The following is a 19753-nucleotide window of genomic DNA, read 5'->3' as shown; positions in this document are numbered from 1 at the left end:
CATACTGAGTATTCCGGGGGGTTACGCGCGAGCATGCGTACGGGACGTCCCCCGGCCGGATGAACGGGGATTCATCCCGGACCTGCATCTCCAGGGGGAGACTTGCGCAGACAAGTGAAAAGAGCGTGCGTGGCCACGATCGCCGCGGCGGCAGCCGTGGCCCTGGCGGCGGGCATGACCAGCCCGGCGTCGGCGGAGGCCAGGCCCACGGCCGCCGACTCGGCCGTGCCGACCACGCCCAAGCACCGCATCACCCTGATCACCGGCGACCGTGTGGTCGTCGACGCCAAGGGCCGCGTCGTCGGCCTGGAGCGGGCCAAGGGCCGCGAGGGGATACCCGTCCAGATCCGCACGGCCGGCGGCCACACGCTCGTCGTGCCGGCCGACGCCGCCCGCCTGATCGCCTCCGGCAAGCTCGACCAGCGGCTCTTCGACGTCACCGAGCTCAACAAGTCGGCCAACCGCAAGGCCCAGAAGCAGGGGCTCAAGCTGATCGTCGGCTACCGCGGCGCGGCCGCGGCGGCGAAGGCGGACGTCCGTGACGCCGGTGACACCAAGGTCCGCCGGACCCTCACGTCGCTGAACGCGGACGCGGTCCTGACACCGAAGGCCGACGCGACCGACCTCTGGGCCGCGGTCACCGACGCACAGGGCGGCAACGCGCGGACCGCGTCCGGGATCGCCCACGTGTGGCTCGACGGCGTCCGCAAGGCCAGCCTCGACAAGTCCGTCAAGCAGATCGGCGCCGACAAGGCCTGGGCCGCCGGGTTCGACGGCAAGGGCGTAAAGATCGCCGTCCTCGACACGGGTGTCGACACGACCCACCCGGACCTCAAGGACCAGGTCGTCGCCGAGAAGAACTTCTCCGCCGCTCCGGACGCGACCGACAAGTACGGCCACGGCACGCACGTGGCGTCCATCGCGGCCGGTACGGGCGCCAAGTCCGCGGGCAAGTACAAGGGCGTCGCACCGGGCGCCCAACTGCTCAACGGCAAGGTCCTCGACGACAACGGCTTCGGCGACGACTCCGGCATCCTCGCCGGCATGGACTGGGCGGCCGAGCAGGGCGCCGACGTCGTGAACCTCAGCCTGGGCGGCGGCGACACCGCGGAGATCGACCCGCTAGAGGCCCAGGTGAACAAGCTGTCGGCCGAGAAGGGCATCCTCTTCGCGATAGCCGCCGGCAACTCCGGCGAGTTCGGCGAGCAGACGGTCGGCTCCCCGGGCAGCGCGGCCGCCGCGCTCACCGTCGGCGCCGTCGACGACAGCGACAAACTGGCCGACTTCTCCAGCACCGGACCCGGCCTCGACGGCGCCATCAAGCCCGACGTGACCGCACCCGGCGTGGACACCACCGCCGCCTCGGCCAAGGGCAGCATCATCGCCCAGGAGGTCGGCGAGAAGCCCGCCGGATACGTCACCATCTCGGGTACGTCGATGGCGACCCCGCATGTCGCGGGCGCCGCCGCCATCCTCAAGCAGCAGCACCCGGACTGGAAGTACCCCGAGCTCAAAGCCGCGCTGACCGGCTCCACCAAGGGCGGCAAGTACACGCCGTTCCAGCAGGGTTCGGGCCGTATCCAGGTCGACAAGGCCATCAAGCAGACCGTGATCGCCGACCCGTCGTCCGTGAGCTTCGGCATCCAGCAGTGGCCGCACACCGACGACACCCCGGTCACGAAGAAGATCACGTACAAGAACCTCGGCACGGCCGACGTCACGCTGAGCCTCTCCGCGACCGCCACGAACCCGAAGGGCCAGGCAGCTCCGGCCGGCTTCTTCACCCTCGGCGCCAAGACGGTGACCGTCCCGGCGGGCGGCGGCACGGCCTCCGTCGACCTCACGGTCAACACCAAGCTGGGCGGCACGCTCGACGGTGGCTACTCCGCGTACGTGACCGCGACCGGCGGCGGCCAGAGCGTGCGCACGGCGGCGGCGGTGCAGCGGGAGGTGGAGTCGTACGACGTCACGCTCAAGATGATCGACCGTGACGGCAACCCGGCGAAGTACTACGACGCCAGCCTGACCGGTGTCTCCGGTACGGCCGCTGAGAAGTGGTTCTCGCCGTACGACGAGTCCGGCACGGTCAAGGTCCGGGTGCCCAAGGGCGGATTCATCCTCAACTCGGCGTTCTTCGCCGATCCGGAGGACTTCACCAAGGGTGCCGACTGGGTGGCCCAGCCGAAGCTGAGCATCACCAAGAACGTCACGATCACGGTGGACGCGCGGACCGCGAAGCCGGTGGACATCACCGTGCCCGACACGGCCGCCAAGTCGGAGTTCGCGTCGCCGGACTACATGGTGGAGGTGGGCAACAACGCCTACGGGTTCGGCTGGTGGCTGGACACGTACGCCAACTTCCGTACCGCGCACGCGGGTCCGGAGATCACCGACGGTTCGCTGTTCCAGCAGTGGGGCGGTCACTGGGCCAAGGACGGTGAGGAGTACAACACCGTCGCGGGCGGCAAGGTGAAGAAGCTCGCCACCGGCTACACCAAGCACTACAAGGCGAGCGAACTGGCCACCCTGAAGGTCGGCCTGGGCGCCTCGACGAGCGGCAAGAAGGGCGCGGTCAACACCACCGGCTGGCTGCCCGGAAGCTTCAGCGCCTCCTCGATCGGTGTCGCGCAGACGCTGCCCAGCACGCGGAAGGTGCACGTGAGCACCGCGGGCGGCGTGAAGTGGGAGCAGGACTTCGAGCAGCACGGCGGGATCGACCCGGACGGCTTCCCGATCACCGAGGCCTTCTACACGCTCGGCAGCGCCCAGACCTTCAAGGCGGGCAAGAGCTACGAGAAGATCTACAACACGGCGGTCTTCGGTCCGCGCGTCGGCTCCGGCTTCGGAATCCAGCGCGACGGCAACGAGATCTACGGCTACCTGCCGCTGTTCGCCGACGGCAGGACCCACGCCGGTTCCTCGCTCTTCTCGTCGGTCACCACGACGCTCTACCGCAACGGCACCAAGGTCGGCTCGAACGCCGACCCGCTGTTCGGCGAGGGAGTCTTCAAGGTCCCGGCCGGTGACGCCTCGTACAAGCTGACCACCTCGGTCAAGCGGAGCGTCAAGGTCGCGGCGGCCTCCACCCGCATCGACGCAAGCTGGACCTTCCGCTCCAAGAAGGTCACCAGTGCCGCGCTGCCCACCTCCTCGGTCCGCTTCAACGCGGCCGTCGGACTGGACAGCAGGGCACCGGCCGACAAGAAGGTCTCCATCCCGGTGACCGTCCAGGGTTCTGCCGCCGGCAAGAACCTCAAGTCGCTGTCGGTGTACGTGTCGTACGACTACGGCCAGACCTGGAAGAAGGTCACCGTCAAGAACGGCAAGATCGGCGTGACGAACCCGGCCAAGGGCAAGGGCATCTCGTTCCACGCGAAGATCACCGACAAGAAGAACAACAAGTCGACGATCTCGATCTACAACGCGTACTACGGGAAGTGAGCCGGCGGGGTCGGCCCGCAAGGCCGATCCCGTGGTTCGCTGAACGCTGACATACGCGAACGGCCCGACGGAAGTGCAGCTTCCGCGGGCCGTCCGTGTTTGTGTGGGGGCATGACAGCGCACACCGTTGAGTACATCCGGTACCGCATTCCCGAGCAGCAGTCGGCGGAGTTCCTCGCCGCCTACACCCGGGCCGCCGCCCAGCTCGCCGCGGCCCCGCAGTGTGTCGACTACGAACTGGCGCGCTGCGAGGAGGACTTCGAGCACTTCGTGCTCCGCATCACCTGGACCTCCACCGAGGATCACATCGAGGGCTTCCGCAAGTCCGAGCTCTTCGAGGAGTTCCTCGCCGAGATCCGGCCGTACATCAGCTCCATCGAGGAGATGCGGCACTACAAACCGACGACGGTACGGGGTACGGGGGCGTCCGTGCCCACGTTGTACGTCTGGGCGGGGGGTGCCGAGGCCTTCGACCGGCTCACCGAGGTCTTCTACGACAAGGTCCTCAAGGACGACGTCCTGGCGCCCGTCTTCGAGGGACTCGCTCCCGAGCACGCGTCGCATGTCGCGCTGTGGCTCGGGGAGGTGTTCGGGGGGCCGGCCGGGTACTCCGAGACGCAGGGCGGGCACGGGCACATGGTCGCGAAGCATCTCGGGAAGGGGATCACCGAGGTGCAGCGGCGGCGGTGGGTGAATCTGCTTCAGGACGCGGCGGACGATGCGGGGCTTCCCTCCGACGCCGAGTTCCGCTCCGCGTTCGTGGCGTACGCGGAGTGGGGGACTCGACTTGCCGTGTATTTCTCGGGCCCCGACGCGGTGCCTCCGGCGGAGCAGCCGGTTCCCAGGTGGACGTGGGGCTCGGCTCCGCCGTACCAGGGCTGACGCTCCGGTCGGGTTTTTCCTCGCCCCCGCCGCCCCTACCCGTCCCATCCCTGGGGGCTCCGCCCCCAGACCCGTATCGGCCTGAACGGCCTCGTCCTCAAACGCCGGACGGGCTGAAGATGTCGGCCCGGCCGCGAAAATCCAGCCCCTCCGGCGTTTGAGGAGCGGAGGTTCGGGGGCCGGCCCCCGAAAAGGGACGGGAATGGGTAGGGGCGGCGGGGGCGAGAAACCTACGCCTGCGGCGTCGACGTGCCCGCGCGGGTCGCGTCCCTGCCCCAGCTGGCCAGGAGCCGGAGGGCGTCGGACGAGGGGGAACCCGGTTCGGCGTGGTAGGTGATCATTGACTGTTCGTCGTCGTCGACGAGGCGGAAGGACTCGAAGGAGAGGGTCAGCTCGCCGACAAGGGGATGGTGCAGGCGCTTGACGCCGTGGCTCTTCTCCTTGACGTCGTGCGTCGCCCAGAGCCGACGGAACTCCTCGCTCTTCACGGACAGCTCGCCCACCAGGGCGGGACAGGCGCGGATCGTCGGGGTGGCACCCCGCGTCCATCCGCAGAAAGCTCACCATGTCGGACGCCTTCTGATCCCACTCCACGAACAGCTCGCGATACTCGGGCTTGAGAAACACCATCCGCGCCCAGTTCCGCTCCTGCGGCGGCACCTCCGACCAGTCCCCGAAGACGGCCGCTGCCATCCGGTTCCAGACGAGAATCTCCGACCGCCGCCCCACGACATACGCGGGCACCCCGTCGAACGTGTCGATCAGCTCCCGCAGAGCCACCCGCACCTGCTGCGGCCGGACCGACGGCTTCTTCTTGTGCTGCTTCGGCTTCGCGAGATGCGTGAGGTGCGCGTGCTCGGCCCCCGTCAGCCGCAGGGCGCGCGCGATCGAGTCGAGCACCTCCGCGGACACGTTCCGCCCATTGCCCTGCTCAAGGCGCGTGTAGTACGCCACGGACACCCCGGCCAGCTGCGCCAGCTCCTCGCGGCGCAGCCCGGGCACCCGGCGATGCCGCCCGAAGTCCGGCAGCCCTACGTCCTCGGGCTTCAGCCGGGCCCGGCGCGTGCGCAGGAACTCGCTGAGCTCGGCACGCCGGTCCAGCGGCCGCCCCGGCTCGTGTCCCGCCTGCCGTGCCTGTTCCGGCTGCCCGGCGGGCTCCTGAGAGGGCTGTTCATCCATACGTCCAGTATTCACGGTCGTACGCATACGAACCTGCCCCCATCAGTAGTAGGACCAGCGAACGTACGCAAAGCCGTGGTCTGGGTGACTTCCCGGACGAGGAGCAGGCTGGACGCCGTGCCCGGCCGGAAGGCAGGCCGGGCGCAGAACCCCTCCTTAGGAGAACCCCCGGCATGACCACTGTCGCCGCATACGCCGCTCCCGCCGCCAAGGCTCCGCTGGAGCGCACGACCATCGAGCGTCGCCCGGTCGGCGAGCACGACGTTCTGATCGAGATCAAGTTCGCCGGCATCTGTCACTCCGACATCCACCAGGCCCGCGAGGGCTGGGGCGAGGCCATCTTCCCGATGGTCCCCGGCCACGAGATCGCCGGCATCGTCACCGAGGTCGGCGCCGGTGTCACCAAGTTCGCGGCCGGCGACCGCGTGGGCGTGGGCTGCATGGTCGACTCCTGCCGCGAGTGCGAGAACTGCAAGGCGGGCCTGGAGCAGTACTGCACCCAGGGCAACGTCGGCACGTACAACGCCGTCGGCAAGGACGGCGAGCCCACCTACGGCGGCTACTCGACGCACATCGTCGTCGACGAGGCCTTCACCGTCCGTATCCCCGAGGGCCTGGCCCTCGACGAGGCCGCGCCGCTGCTGTGCGCCGGCATCACCACGTACTCCCCGCTCAAGCACTGGAACGCCGGCCCCGGCAAGAAGGTCGCCGTCCTCGGCATGGGCGGTCTCGGCCACATGGGCGTCAAGATCGCGCACGCCCTCGGTGCCGAGGTGACCGTACTTTCGCAGTCCCTGCGCAAGAAGGACGACGGGCTGAAGCTGGGCGCCGACCACTACTACGCGACCAGCGACCCGAAGACCTTCCAGGAACTGCGTGGTTCCTTCGACCTGATCCTGTCCACCGTGTCCGCCCCGCTGGACCTGGACGTCTTCCTCTCCCTCCTCAAGACGGACGGCGCCTTCGTGAACGTGGGCGCGCCCGAGGAGCCGGTCTCCCTGAACCTCTTCTCCGTGATCGGTGGCCGTAAGACCCTTGCCGGGTCCGGGATCGGTGGCATTCAGGAGACCCAGGAGATGCTGGACTTCTGTGCGGAGCACGGGTTTGGGGCGGAGATCGAGCTGATCAGTGCGAGTGAGATCAACGAGGCGTACGAGCGGGTGCTGAGCAGTGATGTGCGGTACCGGTTCGTGATCGACGCCGCGACGATTTAGTTCCACGACTTGGCTCCGCTGGGGGCGGGGTTCGGCTGCGGCTTCGTTGTGGCTTGTCGCGCAGTTCCCCGCGCCCCTAGAGGACGGGGCTTCGCCCCTGCCCTCTAGGGGCGCCGGCCAGGAGCCATAGCAAGTACGGGCCCCCACCAGCGCCGTCAGTGCCCCCACTGGGATTTCCAGTGGGGGCATCAGCGTGCGGGCCGCCAGGTCGGCCGTGATCAGTACGACCGCGCCCGTCAACGCCGACGTCGCCAGCGGGAGCTGGGGGGTGCGGGTCAGGCGGCGGGCCAGTTGGGGGGCCGTCAGGGCGATGAAGCCGATGGGGCCCGCCGCTCCCGTGGCGGTTGCCGCGAGGATCACGCCCAGGACGGTCAGGGCGAGCTGGGTCCGGTGTACGCGGACGCCCAGCGCGGCGGCCGTGTCGGGGTCCAGGCCGAGCGGGCGCAGGGCCCGGTTCGCCCACACCAGGGCGGGCAGGGAGAGGAGAAGGATCCAGGCGAGGGGTTCGGCCTGTTCCCAGCCGCGACCGTTGAGGCTGCCGGTCAGCCACAGCTTGACCTGCTCGGCCGCGCCGAGCTCGCTCTCCGTGAGATACAGCTGGACGACCGCGGAGAGGGCCACCCCGATGCCGACCCCGGTCAGCACGAACCGGCTGGGCTGCATGCCGTGCCGCCAGGCCAGTACGTACACGAGCGCCGCGGCCCCCAGACCGCCCGCGACGGAGACCGCCGGGAGCGCGCCGGGGGAGGCGACCGTGCCGGTGGCGAGGGCCAGGACCGTCGCGGCCGCCGCCCCGTGCCCGACGCCGATGACGTCCGGGCTGGCCAGCGGGTTGCGCGTCACGGTCTGCACGAGGGCTCCGGAGAGCCCGTACGCGGCGCCGACCAGCGCGCCGAGCACGATCCGCGGGACCCGCAGCTCCCCGACGATCAGGTCGTACGAACCGCCGTGGCCGCGCAGGACCCGCCAGACCTCGCCCGGCGACACGTACGTCTGCCCGACGCACGCCGAGAGCACCGTCACGCCGGCCAGGAGGAGCAGCAGTACGACGACCACTACCGCCGAGCGGCGGTGCAGGAGCAGCGAGAAGGAGCGGCGGCGGAGGACCGAGAGGCCCGCCGAGTGGGGGTAAGTGGGGTCCGCGGACGGTCTTGGGGGCGTCAGCCGCTCGGACGGGGGCCGGGATGTCGTCGTCACGAAGCCGCTCCCTTCCGGCGTACGAGAACGACCAGGACCGGCACGCCCACGAGGGCCGTCATCACCCCGGCCGGTACCTCCGCGGGCGCGCGGACCACCCGTCCCGCGACGTCCGCCGCGAGCAGCAGGGCCGCGCCGAGCAGGGCGGAGAGCGGCAGGGTCCAGCGGTGACCGCCCGAGACGAGGCGGCGGGCCAGGTGCGGTACGGCGAGACCGATGAAGGCGATCGGCCCGGCGGCGGCCACCGCGGCGGCGGTCAGGACGGTCGCGCCGAGCGCCGCGCAGACCCGTACGAGCTGGACCTTGTGCCCCAGCGCACGCGCGGCGTCGTCACCGAGGGCGAGCGCGTCCAGGCCGCGGGCGCAGCAGAGCACCAGCAGCGCGCCCGCGACGAGGAAGGGCAGCATCTGCCCGACCGTCCCCGCGTCGCGCCCGCTGAGCGCGCCCACCTGCCAGAACCTGAACTGGTCGAGCGTCGCCGAACTCGACGTCAGGACCACGGTGGTGGCCCCGCCGACCATCGCGGACAGCGCGGTTCCGGCGAGCGCGAGCTTGACCGGCGAGGCACCGCCCCGGCCGCGCGAGGCGACGGCGTACACCAGGCAGGCGGCGACGACCGCGCCCACGAAGGCGAACCAGACGTAGCCGCCGAAGCCGTTCGCCAGTCCGCCCGTGATCGCGAACACCACGCCGGCCGCGGCACCCTGGCTCAGCCCGAGGATCCCCGGATCGGCCAGCGGATTGCGGGTGACGGCCTGCAGCGCCGCCCCCGCGACGCCGAGCGCGGCCCCCGCGGTGAGCCCGACGGCGGTCCGGGGCAGCCGCAGCGACCGTACGACCAGCGCGTCCCGCGAGCCGCCGCCGTGCAGCAGCGCGTCGAGTACGGCGGACAGCGGCACCTGCCGGGTGCCGACGGCGAGGCTGAGGGCCACCGCGACGAGGGTGAGGAGGAGGGCGACCGCCAGCCAGGAGGTGCGTACGGTCGTGGTGCGCGTGGTCACGTGCTCGCGGACCTACTTGGCGAGTGACTCGGTGAGCTGCTTCACGACCAGGTCGGCCGCTGTGGGGCCCGCGTTGAGGTACCAGGGGTCGTCGTCGACCTTGACGGCGTGCCCGGCCTCGACGGCCTTCATCGACTTCCACAGCGGCCCGGCGAGGACGCTCCCGGCGTCGGTCTTGTCCTGCGCGCCCTGCACGGAGTAGAAGATCCAGTCGCCGTCCGCCACATCGATGCTCTCGGCGCCGATGTCCTCCGAAATGGCGTTGAACTGCTGGGACTTGGGCCGTCCGATCCCCATGTCGACGGCGATCGAACCGGTGAAGGAGGAGACGCCGAACATCCGGGTCCGGTCGGGCGTGAACCGCAGCATGGACACCGTGGTGTTCTTCCCGTCCACCTTCGTGCCCGCCGCGGCCGCCTCGTCCGCGTGCTCGTCGAGGAGCTTCCGCGCCTGCTCGCCCTTGCCGACGGCGTCGCCGACCAGCAGCAGGTCCCGCTTCCAGTTGATGCCGTTGCCCGCGGTGATCACGGTCGGGGCGATCTTCGACAGCTTGGGGTAGAGGTCGCCGAGCGAGTCGTTGGCGAGGATGAGGTCGGGCTCGGCGGTGGCCAGCGTTTCGAGGTTGGGCGCGGCCCGCGTGCCCGCGTCGGTCATCTTCGCGAGCTGCTTCTTGTACTGGGGGAAGGCGTCGGCGAGGTAGCCGGGTACGAGTCCGGCGTTGTCGGCGCGGGTGGTGGCGGCCGGTACGACTCCCAGGGTCAGTACGTCGTCGAGCTGCCCGGTGCTGAGCACGGCTATCCGCTTCGGCGCGGCCGCGATCTCCGTCCTGCCCTTGAAGTGGCTGACGGTACGGGGGAACTCGCCGTCGGCCGCCTTCGTACCCATGCCGGCGGCGAGGGCGCTGGGGGCGGCGGAGGGGCCCCTCGGAGGCGCCGGCGACGAGGTTGCGGTCGCTCTTGCCGCCGCCCTCGCTGCTCTTGCCGTTCTCCGACGACGCGCATCCGGCCATCAGTCCGCCGACCACGGACACGGCCAGGACGGCTTTGAATCCCGATGTGCGCACGACTCGCTCCGGTTTTTCGATCTATTAGGCAAGGCTTACCTTATCCCGCTTTCCGGAGTGGCCACTTCCGGGGCTGCGCACGCGTTGCGGGGGCGCCTAGCGTGGAAAGGGATACGCGAAGAAAGGGAGGAAAAGGCCGCCAGGAGGCAGGAAAAGGCCGCCGACGCCGAGCGGCACGCCAGGAACCATGACGAGCAACGCGCCAAGGAGGTACGCACGATGACCGTCGAGCTGAACCACACGATCGTCGCCGCCCACGACAAGAAGACCTCGGCCCGGTTCCTCGCCGACATCCTGGGCCTTGAGGTGAGCCCGCAGTACGGCCCGTTCATCCCGGTCCGGATCCCGAACGGTGTGACCCTCGACTACATGGACGCGACCGGGCCCATCCCGCCCCAGCACTACGCGTTCCTGGTTTCGGAGGACGACTTCGACACGATCTTCGCCCGCATCCGGGACGCGGGTCTGACGTACTGGGCGGACCCCTTCCACCGCCACGTCGACGAGATCAACACGAACGACGGCGGCCGCGGCACGTACTTCGACGACCCGAGCGGCCACAACCTGGAGATTCTTACGCGGCCTTATGGGAGCGGGAGTCAGGGGTAGGGGACATCAGTGGACGGTCTTCGCCGCCCACAGCACCGCGTCGCCGGACTTGATCACGACGTTGCCGTCGGCCTGGAGAACCAGGACCGCTCCCGGGTGGCCGAACGTCTGCGAGGCCCACACGGGTTTCCCGGCGCTGTTGTGGACCACCAGATTGCCGTCGTCCTGGAAGCGGGCGGTGTTGCCGGTGCCCGATGTCGCGGCGGCCCAGAGGGGGCGGTCCTTCTTGTCGGTGATCACGAGGTTGCCGTCCCGCTGCATGACCAGCTTCGTCTTGCTGGTCTGCACGGACTCTCCGACGCCCAGGTCGTACACGGCCTCGAGGATCCTGCGTACCGGGCTCGCCGGGTTCACCGGCTTCGTGGCCTCGGCCGACGCCGAGGGCCGTGTCTTCGCGCCGCCGGAGGAGTCGTCCGACGAATCGGAACCGGAGCCGCGCATACCGACGTATGCGGCGACCGAGACGGCGGTCACGGCGACGGCGGCCGCCGCGGCGACGGCGACGACCAGCCAGAGGGGGCGCCGACGTCTCCCGGGCGGGCCGCCCGGGACGGCCAGGACGGTGCTGTCCTGCGTCTGCCCGGCGGCCGGGTGCCCGGGACCGGGAGCCATGGAGTGGTGGGGCCGCGGATGGTACGCGGGGTGTGGCTGCACGTGGGTCTGTGCGCCGGGCAGCAGGTCGGGCGGGAGGTCGGGCCGCGGGTCGACGAGGGTGTGCGTCGGCTGCTCGTGCGCCGTCAGTTCCGTGGCGAGGGCAGGAGGACGGACGTCCGGCCAGTTGCCGGTACGGGCGCCGATCTGCTCCAGGCGCCTGCCCAGTTCGGCCGCGGTCGGACGGTCGCCCGGGGCCTTGGCCAGACATGAGGCGAGTACGGGGACCAGGGTCGGCGGAACGCCTTGGAGGTCGGGCGCCTCGTGGACGGCCCGGTAGACCAGGGCGGCCATGGCCACGTTCTCCTGCGGGCGCGCGAACGGGCCGTGGCCGGTGGCGGCGTACACCAGGACAGCGGCCAGCGAGAACACGTCGGCGGGCTCGGCCGGCACACCACCGACGGCCTGGTCCGGCGCGAGAAAGCCGGGCGAACCGAGAACTCCGCCGACCTGGGTGTGCCGGGGGTCGTCGGCGGCCCGCGCGATGCCGAAGTCGATCAGCCGCGGGCGGTCGCGTGCCAGCAGGACGTTGCCCGGCTTCACGTCCCGGTGCGTGAGGTCGGCCTGATGCACCGACTGCAGCGCGCCGCACAGTTCGGCGGCGAGCGAGAGGACTGCGGCCTGCGGCAGCGGGCCGTGGCGCGCGACCCATTCGTCGAGCGACGGCGCCGGTACGTACTCGGTGGCCAGCCACTGCGGACGCTGGCCCGGCGGGCTGTAGTCCACGACGGTCACCGTCCATGGCGAGCGCACCCGGTCGCTGTTGCGTATCTCGCGCGCGAACCGCTCCTCGAACCCCGGATCACTGCTGAGATCCTCACGGATCGTCTTCAGCGCCAGCAGACGCCCGGACGGCGTACGGGACAGGAACACCTGCCCCATGCCTCCCGCTCCGAGCCGGTTCAGAAGCGGGTAGCCGCCGATGGACGACGGATCCGAAGGCTGAAGGTTCTTCATGAAAGCTGCACCCCAGGGATCGGCCTCGCCGCTTCAACAGCGCGTCGCGGCCTGGTAGTTGAATCGAGGAGCAGCGTAGTTGGCGGGGCGCGTGCAGGTGGTCCGAGTGAGCGTGTTGGGCCGGGCCTGTGCCGCGGTTGTGTCGAGCTTGTGGCGTGTCGGGGCCGCTGCGGGGAGGTGAGCGGCCCAGTGGTGGGCCGTCGGTCGGCGTGGACTGGGGGCTCTTGGAAGGGCTAGGGCGCCTCGCGGGAGCCAGAGGCGGCCTCAACGGGCCTAGGGGCGGCCCACGATGCCCACGACCGGGGCCGGCAGGCGGAGCACCTCCGCGGTGAAGCCACCCGCTTCGAACGTGCCGGTGACCTTCGCGGTGAGCTCGTCGAGGCGTTCTTCCAGACGTCCGTCCAGTCGCCCGCCCGGCGGCTCGTAGAACGCGTGCAGGGCGCCGCCCGGGGCCAAGAGGTGGGCGGCGAGGGCCAGTTCGGCGCGGGCGGGGCCGGTCCAGAACAGGTTGACGTCGATCGCGAAGATCTTGTCGAAGCGTCGGCCGGCGAGACCCGCGGCCGACAGACCGGGCTCGGTGAAGGCGGCCGTGACGATCGTGGCCCGCCCGTCCCCGACCGGGCCCGCGTTGCGCCGTGCGGCCCGGGCCGTGGCCGTCGCGGAACGGTCGACGGCCGTGATCGTGCCCGTGGTCAGCAGCGCACAGACCAGCCCGACCGCGACCCCGCCGCCACAGCCGATCTCCAACAGCCGGTCGTCGGCTCGCACGTCCAGCGCGGCGACCGCCTGCCTGATCCGCTCCGGTACCGCTGAGCCTGTCACGGGCGACGAGTGTAGGGCCACAACTTGGGCTGAAATGCCCCGTACGGGCGGGGAGTTGTGTTCGATAGCCTGCCCGGGCCGACGGCCGGGCACTTGGGTGCTTGGGCGCGTGATCGTGCCGATGTGAGGTCGTGGCAGTTGAGCGGTCGTCATGGGGGCTTGGCATGCGAGCGGTCGTCGTGGGAGCGGGTATCGGGGGACTGGCGGCGACGTTGAGCCTGCGCCGGGCCGGTCATGAGGTCACGCTGGTCGAGCAGGCGGTGCGGTTCACCGAGATCGGTGCCGGGATCCAGCTCGCGCCCAACGCCACGCGTCTGCTGCGCCGGCTGGACCTCCTCGACGCGGTCGCCGCACAGGCCGCCCGCCCCTCCCACGTGAGCTTCCGCACCTGGTCCGACGGGGCCGAGATCTGCCGTTACGCGCTGGGGCGTGCGGCCGAGGACGTGTTCGGGGCGCCCTACCTGCTGCTCCACCGGGCCGATCTGCATCAGGCCCTGGCCGCCGCGGTGCCGCCCTCGTCGGTGCGCCTCAATACCGTTGTCGTGGGCATCGACCAGGACGACCGGTCCGCCTCCGTGACCACGGCGAGCGGCGAACGCCTGCGCGCGGACCTGGTCGTGGCCGCCGACGGGATACGGTCGGCCGCCCGCCAGTGGCTCTTCGGCGCGGACGAGGCGGTCTTCTCCAGGACCGTCGCCTACCGGGCGCTGCTCCCGGCCGGCGAGGTGGCCGATCTGGACCTGCCCGACCTCGGCATCTGGCTCGGTCCTGGCCGGCACTTCGTCCACTACTGGGTGCGTCGTGGGGAACTGCTCAACGTCGTGGCCGTCTTCACGGCCGAGGCGGCGACAGCCACGGAGTCGTGGACCGCCCGGGCGGAACCGGGCGAGCAACTGCGCGAGTTCGACGGCTGGGACTCCCGGGTGCTCGACGTCCTCGAACGCGCGGGGCAGGTGTTCCGCTACGGCATCCATACGCGGGTGCCGCTCGCGCGGTGGAACATCGGCCGGGTGACCCTGCTGGGCGACAGCGCCCACGCGATGGTCCCGTTCCAGGCCCAGGGCGCGGCACAGGCGATCATGGACGCGGCCGTACTCGGCGACGCCCTCACGGGTGCGACCCCGGCCGAGGTGCCCGACGCGCTCGACCGGTACGTACGCCGGCGTCTCGCGACCGCCACCAGCATGCAGGCCAACTCCGCGCGGGCGGGCGACGACTTCCACCTCCCGGACGGTCCCGAGGCCCAGGCACGGAACGCCCGCATGTCGGCGTACGCGGCCGGGCACGTCTTCCTGCCCCAGGCGACGGGGTGGGCGGTGGACGTCCTTGACGACCGACCACCATCGCGGGGCTAGGCCGTCGTCGTCGGCTTCATGACGTGCTGCTTGACGAGTTCGTACGACCGCAGCCGGTCGGCCAGTGCGTAGACGGGTGTTACGAGCATGAGTTCGTCCGCGCCGGTCAGGTCGACCAGGTCCGTCAGCTGCTTCGAGACGGTCTCGGGTGAGCCTTGGGCCTGGTGGGCGCGGAAGCCTGACAGGAGCTGCGCCTCTTGCGCGGTGAACGAGTGGGCAGCCGCCTCTTCGGGCGTGGGGAAGGGGATGCCGCCCTGTCCCTTGAGGAGTCCGGCCTTGATGATGTCCATCGGGCCGACGAGTCGGGCCGCCTCCTCGTCCGTCTCGGCGCAGACCGTTTCCACGCAGAGCAGCACGCGCGGGCTCGCGCACCAGCGGGACGGGGTGAAGTGCTCGCGGTAGTGGGCGAGCGCGGCCAGGGTGTTGTCGGGGCGGATGTGATGGGCGAAGGCGATCGGCAGTCCGAGTTCCGCGGCGAGCGCGGCACCGGCCGTGCTGGAGGACAGCAGCCATGGCTCCGGGAGCGGGTCGAGGCCGACCTCGTCCACCAGGAGCCGCAGCGTCGATGACACGTCGTCGCGGTACTCGTCGTCCGTCGTCGGACCGGCCCCGCGGCGCAGGGCCCGCGCCGTGGATTCGTCGAAGGTCCCCGGGCCCCGGCCGATGCCCAGGTCGATCCGGCCCCCGTGCAGCGCGGCCAGTGTGCCGAACTGCTCCGCCAGCATGATCGGGGCGTGGTTCGGAGCGAGAACGCCCCCCGAGCCCAGCCGGATGGACGCCGTCAACGCGGCCGCGTGGGCGGTCAGTACGACGGGCGGGAACGCTCCGATGGCCGGGGAATGGTGGTGCTCGGCGTACCAGAGCCGCTGGTAACCGAGTTCTTCGACGCGTCGGGCGAACTCGGTGGTGTCTCGCAACGTGTCCTCGGCCGGAGTACCCGTCTGGACCATGGCCACTTCGAGCGCGCTGAGCGGAACGGTGATCATTCGCTCAGTATAGAAATCGTCTGCTCCTTCCAACTTCCGCTGTACGTACGGTGGATCGGCCGCTGTGCCGGACGCCGGGGGCGAGGGCGGGGGCGGGGGCGGGGCTGGGCGTGGGAGCGTGGGGCGCGGTCGGTGCCGGTGGCCGGACGGCGCGAGCGTCGGACACCGCGTTGGTCAGGTGGACGGGGCGGCGAAGTAGTGGCCCTTGTCGAGGTCGTCGAGGAGCCCGGGCCCGGTCGGCTGCCACCCCAGCAGTTCACGGGTGTACGCACTGGAGACGGGGCTGTCCATGGCGAGGAAGGCGGCCAGCCAGGTGAAGTGCCCGGCCGCGTCGTCGGGGGAGACCGAGGCCACGGGCAGACCGAGGTGCCGCCCGATCACCTCGGCGACGGCACGTATCGGCACGCCCTGGTCCGCGATCGCGTGCAGCGTGGAGCCGGCCGGAGCGCTCTCCAGCGCGAGGCGGAAGAGGTGCGCGGCGTCGGACCGGTGCACGGCGGGCCAGCGGTTGGCGCCGTCGCCGATGTAGCCCGAGACGCCCTTCTCGCGGGCGACGGCCACCACGGTGGCGAGGAAGCCGTGGTCCCCGTCGCCGTGCACGGTCGGAGGAAGCCGTACGACGGACGAGCGGACGCCGCGGTCCGCGAGGGCGGCCGTGGCGTGCGCGTTGGCCAGCCGCTTGACGGGACCGGCGGCCCAGTGGCCGCCGAGCTGGCCGGCCGCCTGGCCGTCCCGCTCGGTGGCGACCTGCCCCGGCGCCAGCCCGAGAGTCCCGGACGCGATGACGAACGGGCGGTCGGATCCGGTGAGTGCCTCGCCGAACGTGTCGATGGCGCGCCGGTCCGCGTCGGCCGCGTCCTCGAAGCCGCCGCTGAACGCGATGTCGTGCTTGAAGGCGAGGTGGATCACGCCGTCGGACTCGGCGGCCGCGTCGCGCAGGGTGTCGAGATCGTCGAGCGTGCCGCGGCGCACCTCGGCGCCGGCTTCGGCGAGAGCGGCGGCCGAGGCGTCCGAGCGGGCGAGCCCGACGACATGGTGGCCGGCGCCGATGAGCTCCGGAACAACGGCTGAACCGATCCAGCCGGACGCGCCGGTGACGAACACACGCATGAGGAGAACCTCCGGGTAGGTCGACCGTCCTGGCCGTGGGCGCCCGTGCGCCCGGGCTACGGGCGCACGGAATGCATCGGATGCACGGAATGCATCGGATGCACGGATGCACGGAATGCACGGATGCATGCCTTGCGCGGCGGCGAACGAGCCGATGTCAGTGACTGACATCAACCGTAGCACCTGATGTCAGCCACTGTCATCGCGTACGATCAGGGCTATGAGTCGATGGGAGCCGGACGCGCGCGGGCGGCTTGAGAAGGCGGCGCTGGACCTCTACAGCGAGCGCGGGTACGAGCAGACGACCGCCGCACAGATCGCCGAGCGCGCGGGGCTGACCGAGCGGACGTTCTTCCGGCACTACGCCGACAAACGCGAGGTGCTCTTCGGGGGTTCGAGCCTGCTGGAGGAGTTCTTCGTGGACGCTCTCGCCGGCACCCCGGACACGGCCCCGCCGATCGACGCGATGGCCACGACGCTGGAGGCCGTCGCCGCACTCTTCCTGGAGCGCCACGAGCACTCCCGGCAGCGCCAGGCCGTCATCGTGGCCAACGCGGAGCTGCGCGAGCGCGAGCTGATCAAGCTCGCGTCCCTGTCCGCGGCACTCGCCGCCACGCTCCGCCGCCGCGGCGTCGAGGACCCGGCCGCGACCCTCACCGCGGAGGCCGGCATAACCGTCTTCAAGGTCGGCTTCGAACGCTGGGTCGGCGACAACGGCGACCGCCCCCTGGCGGACTTCCTGCGCGAGTCACTCAACGAACTCAAGGTGGTGACGGGGGGCGGGTAGCCGCGGGCAGGTATGGACGGTGACCGTGATCCGACTCGGCCGCCGCTAACCGGAGTTGGAGTGGCGAGTGCGGTCCTACTCCGTATCGCCTGAAGGCTCGGGCGCTCGCGCATGCTCGCGCTCACCGCGGCCGATCGTCATGGCCCACCGCACCGACGAGGGCGCCAGAACCGAGACGGTGCCCTTCTTCTCCGCTCCCGCGACGCCGATCTGGTTGTAGGTGGTGCTGGTGCTGGTGCTGGTGCTGGTGGCGGTGCTTGCTTCGCCATCGACGCATTCCAGCGGGAAGCCGACGTTCACCGGCTTCACGGAGACCTCGATCTCCCCTTTGCCCTGGCACCGGACGGCGATGATCAGGGGATCACCTTTCTCGCCCTCGCCGAACTCGAAGGTGCCGGCACCACGGGTCTCACCCTGACGTGCGACGACGGTCTCGGAGCCGTCCAACTCGGGTGGGGACTTAGCGGAGTCCGGGTCCGGGTCCGGGTCTGAGTCCTGTTCAGGGCGGGGAGAGGCGGCGGTTGCCGTCGTGCTGGGAGTAGCAGGCTCCGAAGCACGTGCGACGTCCGTCTCCTGATCGGACGTACAGGCAACTGCAAGCGCCAGCACTGCCGTCGCGAGGCCTGACGCAATCAGCGGCGAGGCCGCTCTTGGAGTTCGTATGACGGTTCCCCCTGATCGGACGGGTGGGGGGCAACCGGTCGTGATGCCCCCACCCGCGGTCACCTGATCTTGCGGCGTGTCACCTCGGCGGACAAGGTCCCGGCGAAAACGCTGAGGGGAACGTGAGATTCAGTTTCTGTCCGAGACGGCCCGCGCCACGTTTCATGCGTGAGGGGCGCGCCCTTGACCAGGGCGCGCCCCCTGCCCACCGCCTGCTGTCTACTCGGTGCCGTTGTCGGCGAACGTCCACACGGCGCGGCTGCCCGGGCCGACGATGAGGTTGGAGTGGCCGATCTGCTCCACGTGCCGGTCCTTGACGGGCCGGTTGAGCGAGAACTCGACCCGCTGCAGCCTCGCCTGGTCGCGCGGGACGGCGTCGAACCGAATCGTGGTCCCGCCACGCGTTGCGACGACGCCACCGTCGCCCAGGGTCCGGACGGCGAACCCGCCGGCCCGCAGCAGCGGCACGTTGTCGGCGAGGTCGCCTTCGGTGACCGCGAGGCGGACAGAGGTCACGTCACGCATCAGATGGGTGCGGTAGTCGTCGGACAGGTAGCGCTCCCTGCCGACGTCACCGGGGAAGCTCGCCGGCTCGGTCTTGCCGCGCGGGTCGGCGAAGTACTCCGGCCGGTACTCCATCGCCCAGGCCCCGAACGCGTCGTACTCGGTGGTGGTGAGGATGGCGTCGAACCACGGCACGGGGACACCGTCACCGAAGTCACGCGTCTGGAGGAACTCGACGGGGTCGGCGACGCCCTCGTCCTTCAGGCGCTCGGTGACCGCCACCAGGTCTCCCGCCCGCTCGGTCGAGAGTCCGAGCCCGGCGGAGCCGAGGGTGCCGTCCTGGCCGGCGATGTCACCGACTCCGAACAGTTCGAGGTAGGTCTGGCGGCCCATCAGATAGCGGCCGGTCCACGTCTGTCCGCCGGTACCGGTCGTCGTACGGACCTGGAAGTTGGCGAAGTCCCGCAGGTAGTCGGAGTGCTCGATGGCGTCGGCGGTCTCCCGGTCGAGGACACCGTAGGAGTGGTTGTAGAACAGCAACTGCCGATCGTGCGCCGACGGGCCGTTCCCCTCGGCCTGCGCGATCCCCACACCACCCCCGACCACACCGGCGAGGGTCACAGCGAGCACGATGATCATCCGTAATGTCCGGCGAATCAGCATGCGAGGGATCGTAGGACGGGGAGTACGCGAACGCTGTTCATTTCGAACGAGGCCGAATTGACCGAAGCGTGACCTCTGGCGAGGCGCCGCTTCCACGGCACCGGTGCCACCCCGAGCGACGGGGTCGCAGGTGCCGATCACGCTCGGGGTGCGCTCCACGTACGTAGCTCGACAGGCTCGCGTGGCGCAACGCCCACTCGAACAGTTGCTGGAGACCGGCGTCGGACTTCACGACGCGTAGTAGGTGGCGTACCAGGCCGAGTGCCGTGCGGCGGAGAAATCCTCGAAGTCCCCGGCCGCTTCACAGCGGAGCAGTCGTTGAAGCGCCGCTTCGGCTTCGGGGAGGTGTCGGCTCGACAGGTACGCCTTGGTCCTGGCCAGTCCGCTTCCGCACAGCAACTGGATGTCGATCGAGCAGCCGGCGTCCATACTCGCGGACTTGGCCCGCCAGATGAGGAGCACGTCTTCGAGGGTCCCGGCGTTGAACAACTGCACGCAGCACAGCTTCATGAGCTCCGTGTCACCGTCTCCCTGCGCGCGCTGCTCCCGCTGGGTTCGCGCGGCGAGCAGACCTCGAACCTCGTCGAGATTCGCGCCGGCGGGATGCAGCCCGTAGCGGTGCAGGCTCTCGTCCTCGTCCATCGCCATCCCTTCTCGGTGGGAGCGGGC

The 19753-nt window shown here is 70.5% G+C and carries 15 protein-coding genes and 2 pseudogenes; 6 read left to right on the top strand and 11 right to left on the bottom strand.

Annotated features, from left to right (window positions below):
• Nucleotides 1-174 precede the first annotated feature (174 nt).
• Both QF035_RS20365 and QF035_RS20360 read left to right on the top strand, forming a co-directional pair.
• A complete protein-coding gene (locus tag QF035_RS20365; protein ID WP_373466964.1) occupies nucleotides 175-3441 on the top strand; it encodes a S8 family peptidase in 3267 nt (1088 codons plus the stop codon).
• 111 nt (nucleotides 3442-3552) lie between these two features.
• Nucleotides 3553-4323, top strand: coding sequence for a group II truncated hemoglobin (locus QF035_RS20360; protein WP_307521859.1), 771 nt, complete (start codon nucleotides 3553-3555; stop codon nucleotides 4321-4323).
• A 230-nt stretch (nucleotides 4324-4553) separates the two neighbouring features.
• Here QF035_RS20360 and QF035_RS20355 read toward each other — a convergent pair.
• A pseudogene (locus QF035_RS20355) lies at nucleotides 4554-5502 on the bottom strand (helix-turn-helix transcriptional regulator).
• Between the two features lie 173 nt (nucleotides 5503-5675).
• Here QF035_RS20355 and QF035_RS20350 point away from each other — a divergent pair.
• The gene (locus QF035_RS20350; protein WP_307521858.1) at nucleotides 5676-6716 is read left to right on the top strand and encodes an NAD(P)-dependent alcohol dehydrogenase; all 1041 of its coding nucleotides are present in this window, start codon (nucleotides 5676-5678) and stop codon (nucleotides 6714-6716) included.
• 76 nt (nucleotides 6717-6792) lie between these two features.
• Here the strand turns inward: QF035_RS20350 and QF035_RS20345 are convergent.
• The 3 genes and pseudogenes from QF035_RS20345 to QF035_RS20335 all read right to left on the bottom strand — a co-directional run bounded on the left by QF035_RS20345 (nucleotide 6793) and on the right by QF035_RS20335 (nucleotide 9799).
• Nucleotides 6793-7880, bottom strand: a pseudogene (locus tag QF035_RS20345) (FecCD family ABC transporter permease).
• Between the two features lie 29 nt (nucleotides 7881-7909).
• Nucleotides 7910-8914 (bottom strand): FecCD family ABC transporter permease, encoded by a 1005-nt coding sequence (locus QF035_RS20340; RefSeq protein WP_307521856.1) that lies wholly within the window; start codon nucleotides 8912-8914, stop codon nucleotides 7910-7912.
• 12 nt (nucleotides 8915-8926) lie between these two features.
• A complete protein-coding gene (locus tag QF035_RS20335) occupies nucleotides 8927-9799 on the bottom strand; it encodes an iron-siderophore ABC transporter substrate-binding protein (RefSeq protein ID WP_307521855.1) in 873 nt (290 codons plus the stop codon).
• A 397-nt stretch (nucleotides 9800-10196) separates the two neighbouring features.
• Here QF035_RS20335 and QF035_RS20330 point away from each other — a divergent pair, with 397 nt between their 5' ends.
• A complete protein-coding gene (locus QF035_RS20330) occupies nucleotides 10197-10586 on the top strand; it encodes a VOC family protein (protein WP_307521854.1) in 390 nt (129 codons plus the stop codon).
• Nucleotides 10587-10592: 6 nt separating this feature from the next.
• Here QF035_RS20330 and QF035_RS20325 read toward each other — a convergent pair whose 3' ends face one another.
• The gene (locus QF035_RS20325) at nucleotides 10593-12194 is read right to left on the bottom strand and encodes a protein kinase domain-containing protein (protein WP_307521853.1); all 1602 of its coding nucleotides are present in this window, start codon (nucleotides 12192-12194) and stop codon (nucleotides 10593-10595) included.
• Nucleotides 12195-12467: 273 nt separating this feature from the next.
• The gene (locus QF035_RS20320) at nucleotides 12468-13016 is read right to left on the bottom strand and encodes a methyltransferase (RefSeq protein ID WP_307521852.1); all 549 of its coding nucleotides are present in this window, start codon (nucleotides 13014-13016) and stop codon (nucleotides 12468-12470) included.
• A 164-nt stretch (nucleotides 13017-13180) separates the two neighbouring features.
• Here QF035_RS20320 and QF035_RS20315 point away from each other — a divergent pair, with 164 nt between their 5' ends.
• A complete protein-coding gene (locus QF035_RS20315; protein ID WP_307521851.1) occupies nucleotides 13181-14371 on the top strand; it encodes an FAD-dependent monooxygenase in 1191 nt (396 codons plus the stop codon).
• Here QF035_RS20315 and QF035_RS20310 read toward each other — a convergent pair.
• Together QF035_RS20310 and QF035_RS20305 are read right to left on the bottom strand one after the other, a co-directional pair.
• The gene (locus QF035_RS20310) at nucleotides 14368-15357 is read right to left on the bottom strand and encodes an LLM class flavin-dependent oxidoreductase (RefSeq protein WP_307521850.1); all 990 of its coding nucleotides are present in this window, start codon (nucleotides 15355-15357) and stop codon (nucleotides 14368-14370) included. The genes QF035_RS20315 and QF035_RS20310 overlap by 4 nt on opposite strands.
• Before the next feature lie 174 nt (nucleotides 15358-15531).
• Nucleotides 15532-16467 carry an SDR family oxidoreductase gene (locus QF035_RS20305; RefSeq protein ID WP_307521849.1) on the bottom strand — a complete coding sequence of 312 codons (936 nt, stop codon included), beginning with the start codon at nucleotides 16465-16467 and terminating at the stop codon, nucleotides 15532-15534.
• 220 nt (nucleotides 16468-16687) lie between these two features.
• On the opposite strand from QF035_RS20305, the gene QF035_RS20300 reads away from it, so the two are divergent.
• Nucleotides 16688-17254, top strand: coding sequence for a TetR/AcrR family transcriptional regulator (locus QF035_RS20300; protein WP_307521848.1), 567 nt, complete (start codon nucleotides 16688-16690; stop codon nucleotides 17252-17254).
• Between the two features lie 75 nt (nucleotides 17255-17329).
• Here QF035_RS20300 and QF035_RS20295 read toward each other — a convergent pair whose 3' ends face one another.
• The 3 genes from QF035_RS20295 to QF035_RS20285 form a co-directional block, all read right to left on the bottom strand.
• On the bottom strand, nucleotides 17330-17701 hold the full coding sequence (locus QF035_RS20295; RefSeq protein WP_307521847.1) for a hypothetical protein: 372 nt from the start codon (nucleotides 17699-17701) through the stop codon (nucleotides 17330-17332).
• Between the two features lie 435 nt (nucleotides 17702-18136).
• Complete coding sequence (locus QF035_RS20290) at nucleotides 18137-19060, bottom strand: DUF5829 family protein (protein WP_307521846.1); 924 nt, start codon at nucleotides 19058-19060, stop codon at nucleotides 18137-18139.
• A 252-nt stretch (nucleotides 19061-19312) separates the two neighbouring features.
• A complete protein-coding gene (locus tag QF035_RS20285; RefSeq protein WP_307521845.1) occupies nucleotides 19313-19726 on the bottom strand; it encodes a hypothetical protein in 414 nt (137 codons plus the stop codon).
• Nucleotides 19727-19753: the final 27 nt, after the last annotated feature.

Source organism: Streptomyces umbrinus, assembly GCF_030817415.1.
GTDB classification, from domain to species: Bacteria; Actinomycetota; Actinomycetes; order Streptomycetales; family Streptomycetaceae; genus Streptomyces; species Streptomyces umbrinus_A.
The sequence above is the reverse complement of the archived record's forward strand: the minus strand, read 5'-3'. Positions and strand labels throughout refer to the sequence as shown.

Excerpts from the sequence above, each read along its gene's own strand:
- QF035_RS20305 (WP_307521849.1), bottom strand. The coding sequence starts at position 16,467 with ATGCGTGTGTTCGTCACCGGCGCGTCCGGCTGGATCGGTTCAGCCGTT.
- QF035_RS20335 (WP_307521855.1), bottom strand. The coding sequence starts at position 9,799 with ATGGGTACGAAGGCGGCCGACGGCGAGTTCCCCCGTACCGTCAGCCAC.
- QF035_RS20365 (WP_373466964.1), top strand. The coding sequence starts at position 175 with ATGACCAGCCCGGCGTCGGCGGAGGCCAGGCCCACGGCCGCCGACTCG.
- QF035_RS20285 (WP_307521845.1), bottom strand. The coding sequence starts at position 19,726 with ATGGACGAGGACGAGAGCCTGCACCGCTACGGGCTGCATCCCGCCGGC.
- QF035_RS20310 (WP_307521850.1), bottom strand. The coding sequence starts at position 15,357 with ATGATCACCGTTCCGCTCAGCGCGCTCGAAGTGGCCATGGTCCAGACG.
- QF035_RS20330 (WP_307521854.1), top strand. The coding sequence starts at position 10,197 with ATGACCGTCGAGCTGAACCACACGATCGTCGCCGCCCACGACAAGAAG.
- QF035_RS20350 (WP_307521858.1), top strand. The coding sequence starts at position 5,676 with ATGACCACTGTCGCCGCATACGCCGCTCCCGCCGCCAAGGCTCCGCTG.
- QF035_RS20325 (WP_307521853.1), bottom strand. The coding sequence starts at position 12,194 with ATGAAGAACCTTCAGCCTTCGGATCCGTCGTCCATCGGCGGCTACCCG.
- QF035_RS20360 (WP_307521859.1), top strand. The coding sequence starts at position 3,553 with ATGACAGCGCACACCGTTGAGTACATCCGGTACCGCATTCCCGAGCAG.
- QF035_RS20315 (WP_307521851.1), top strand. The coding sequence starts at position 13,181 with ATGCGAGCGGTCGTCGTGGGAGCGGGTATCGGGGGACTGGCGGCGACG.
- QF035_RS20290 (WP_307521846.1), bottom strand. The coding sequence starts at position 19,060 with ATGATCATCGTGCTCGCTGTGACCCTCGCCGGTGTGGTCGGGGGTGGT.
- QF035_RS20300 (WP_307521848.1), top strand. The coding sequence starts at position 16,688 with ATGAGTCGATGGGAGCCGGACGCGCGCGGGCGGCTTGAGAAGGCGGCG.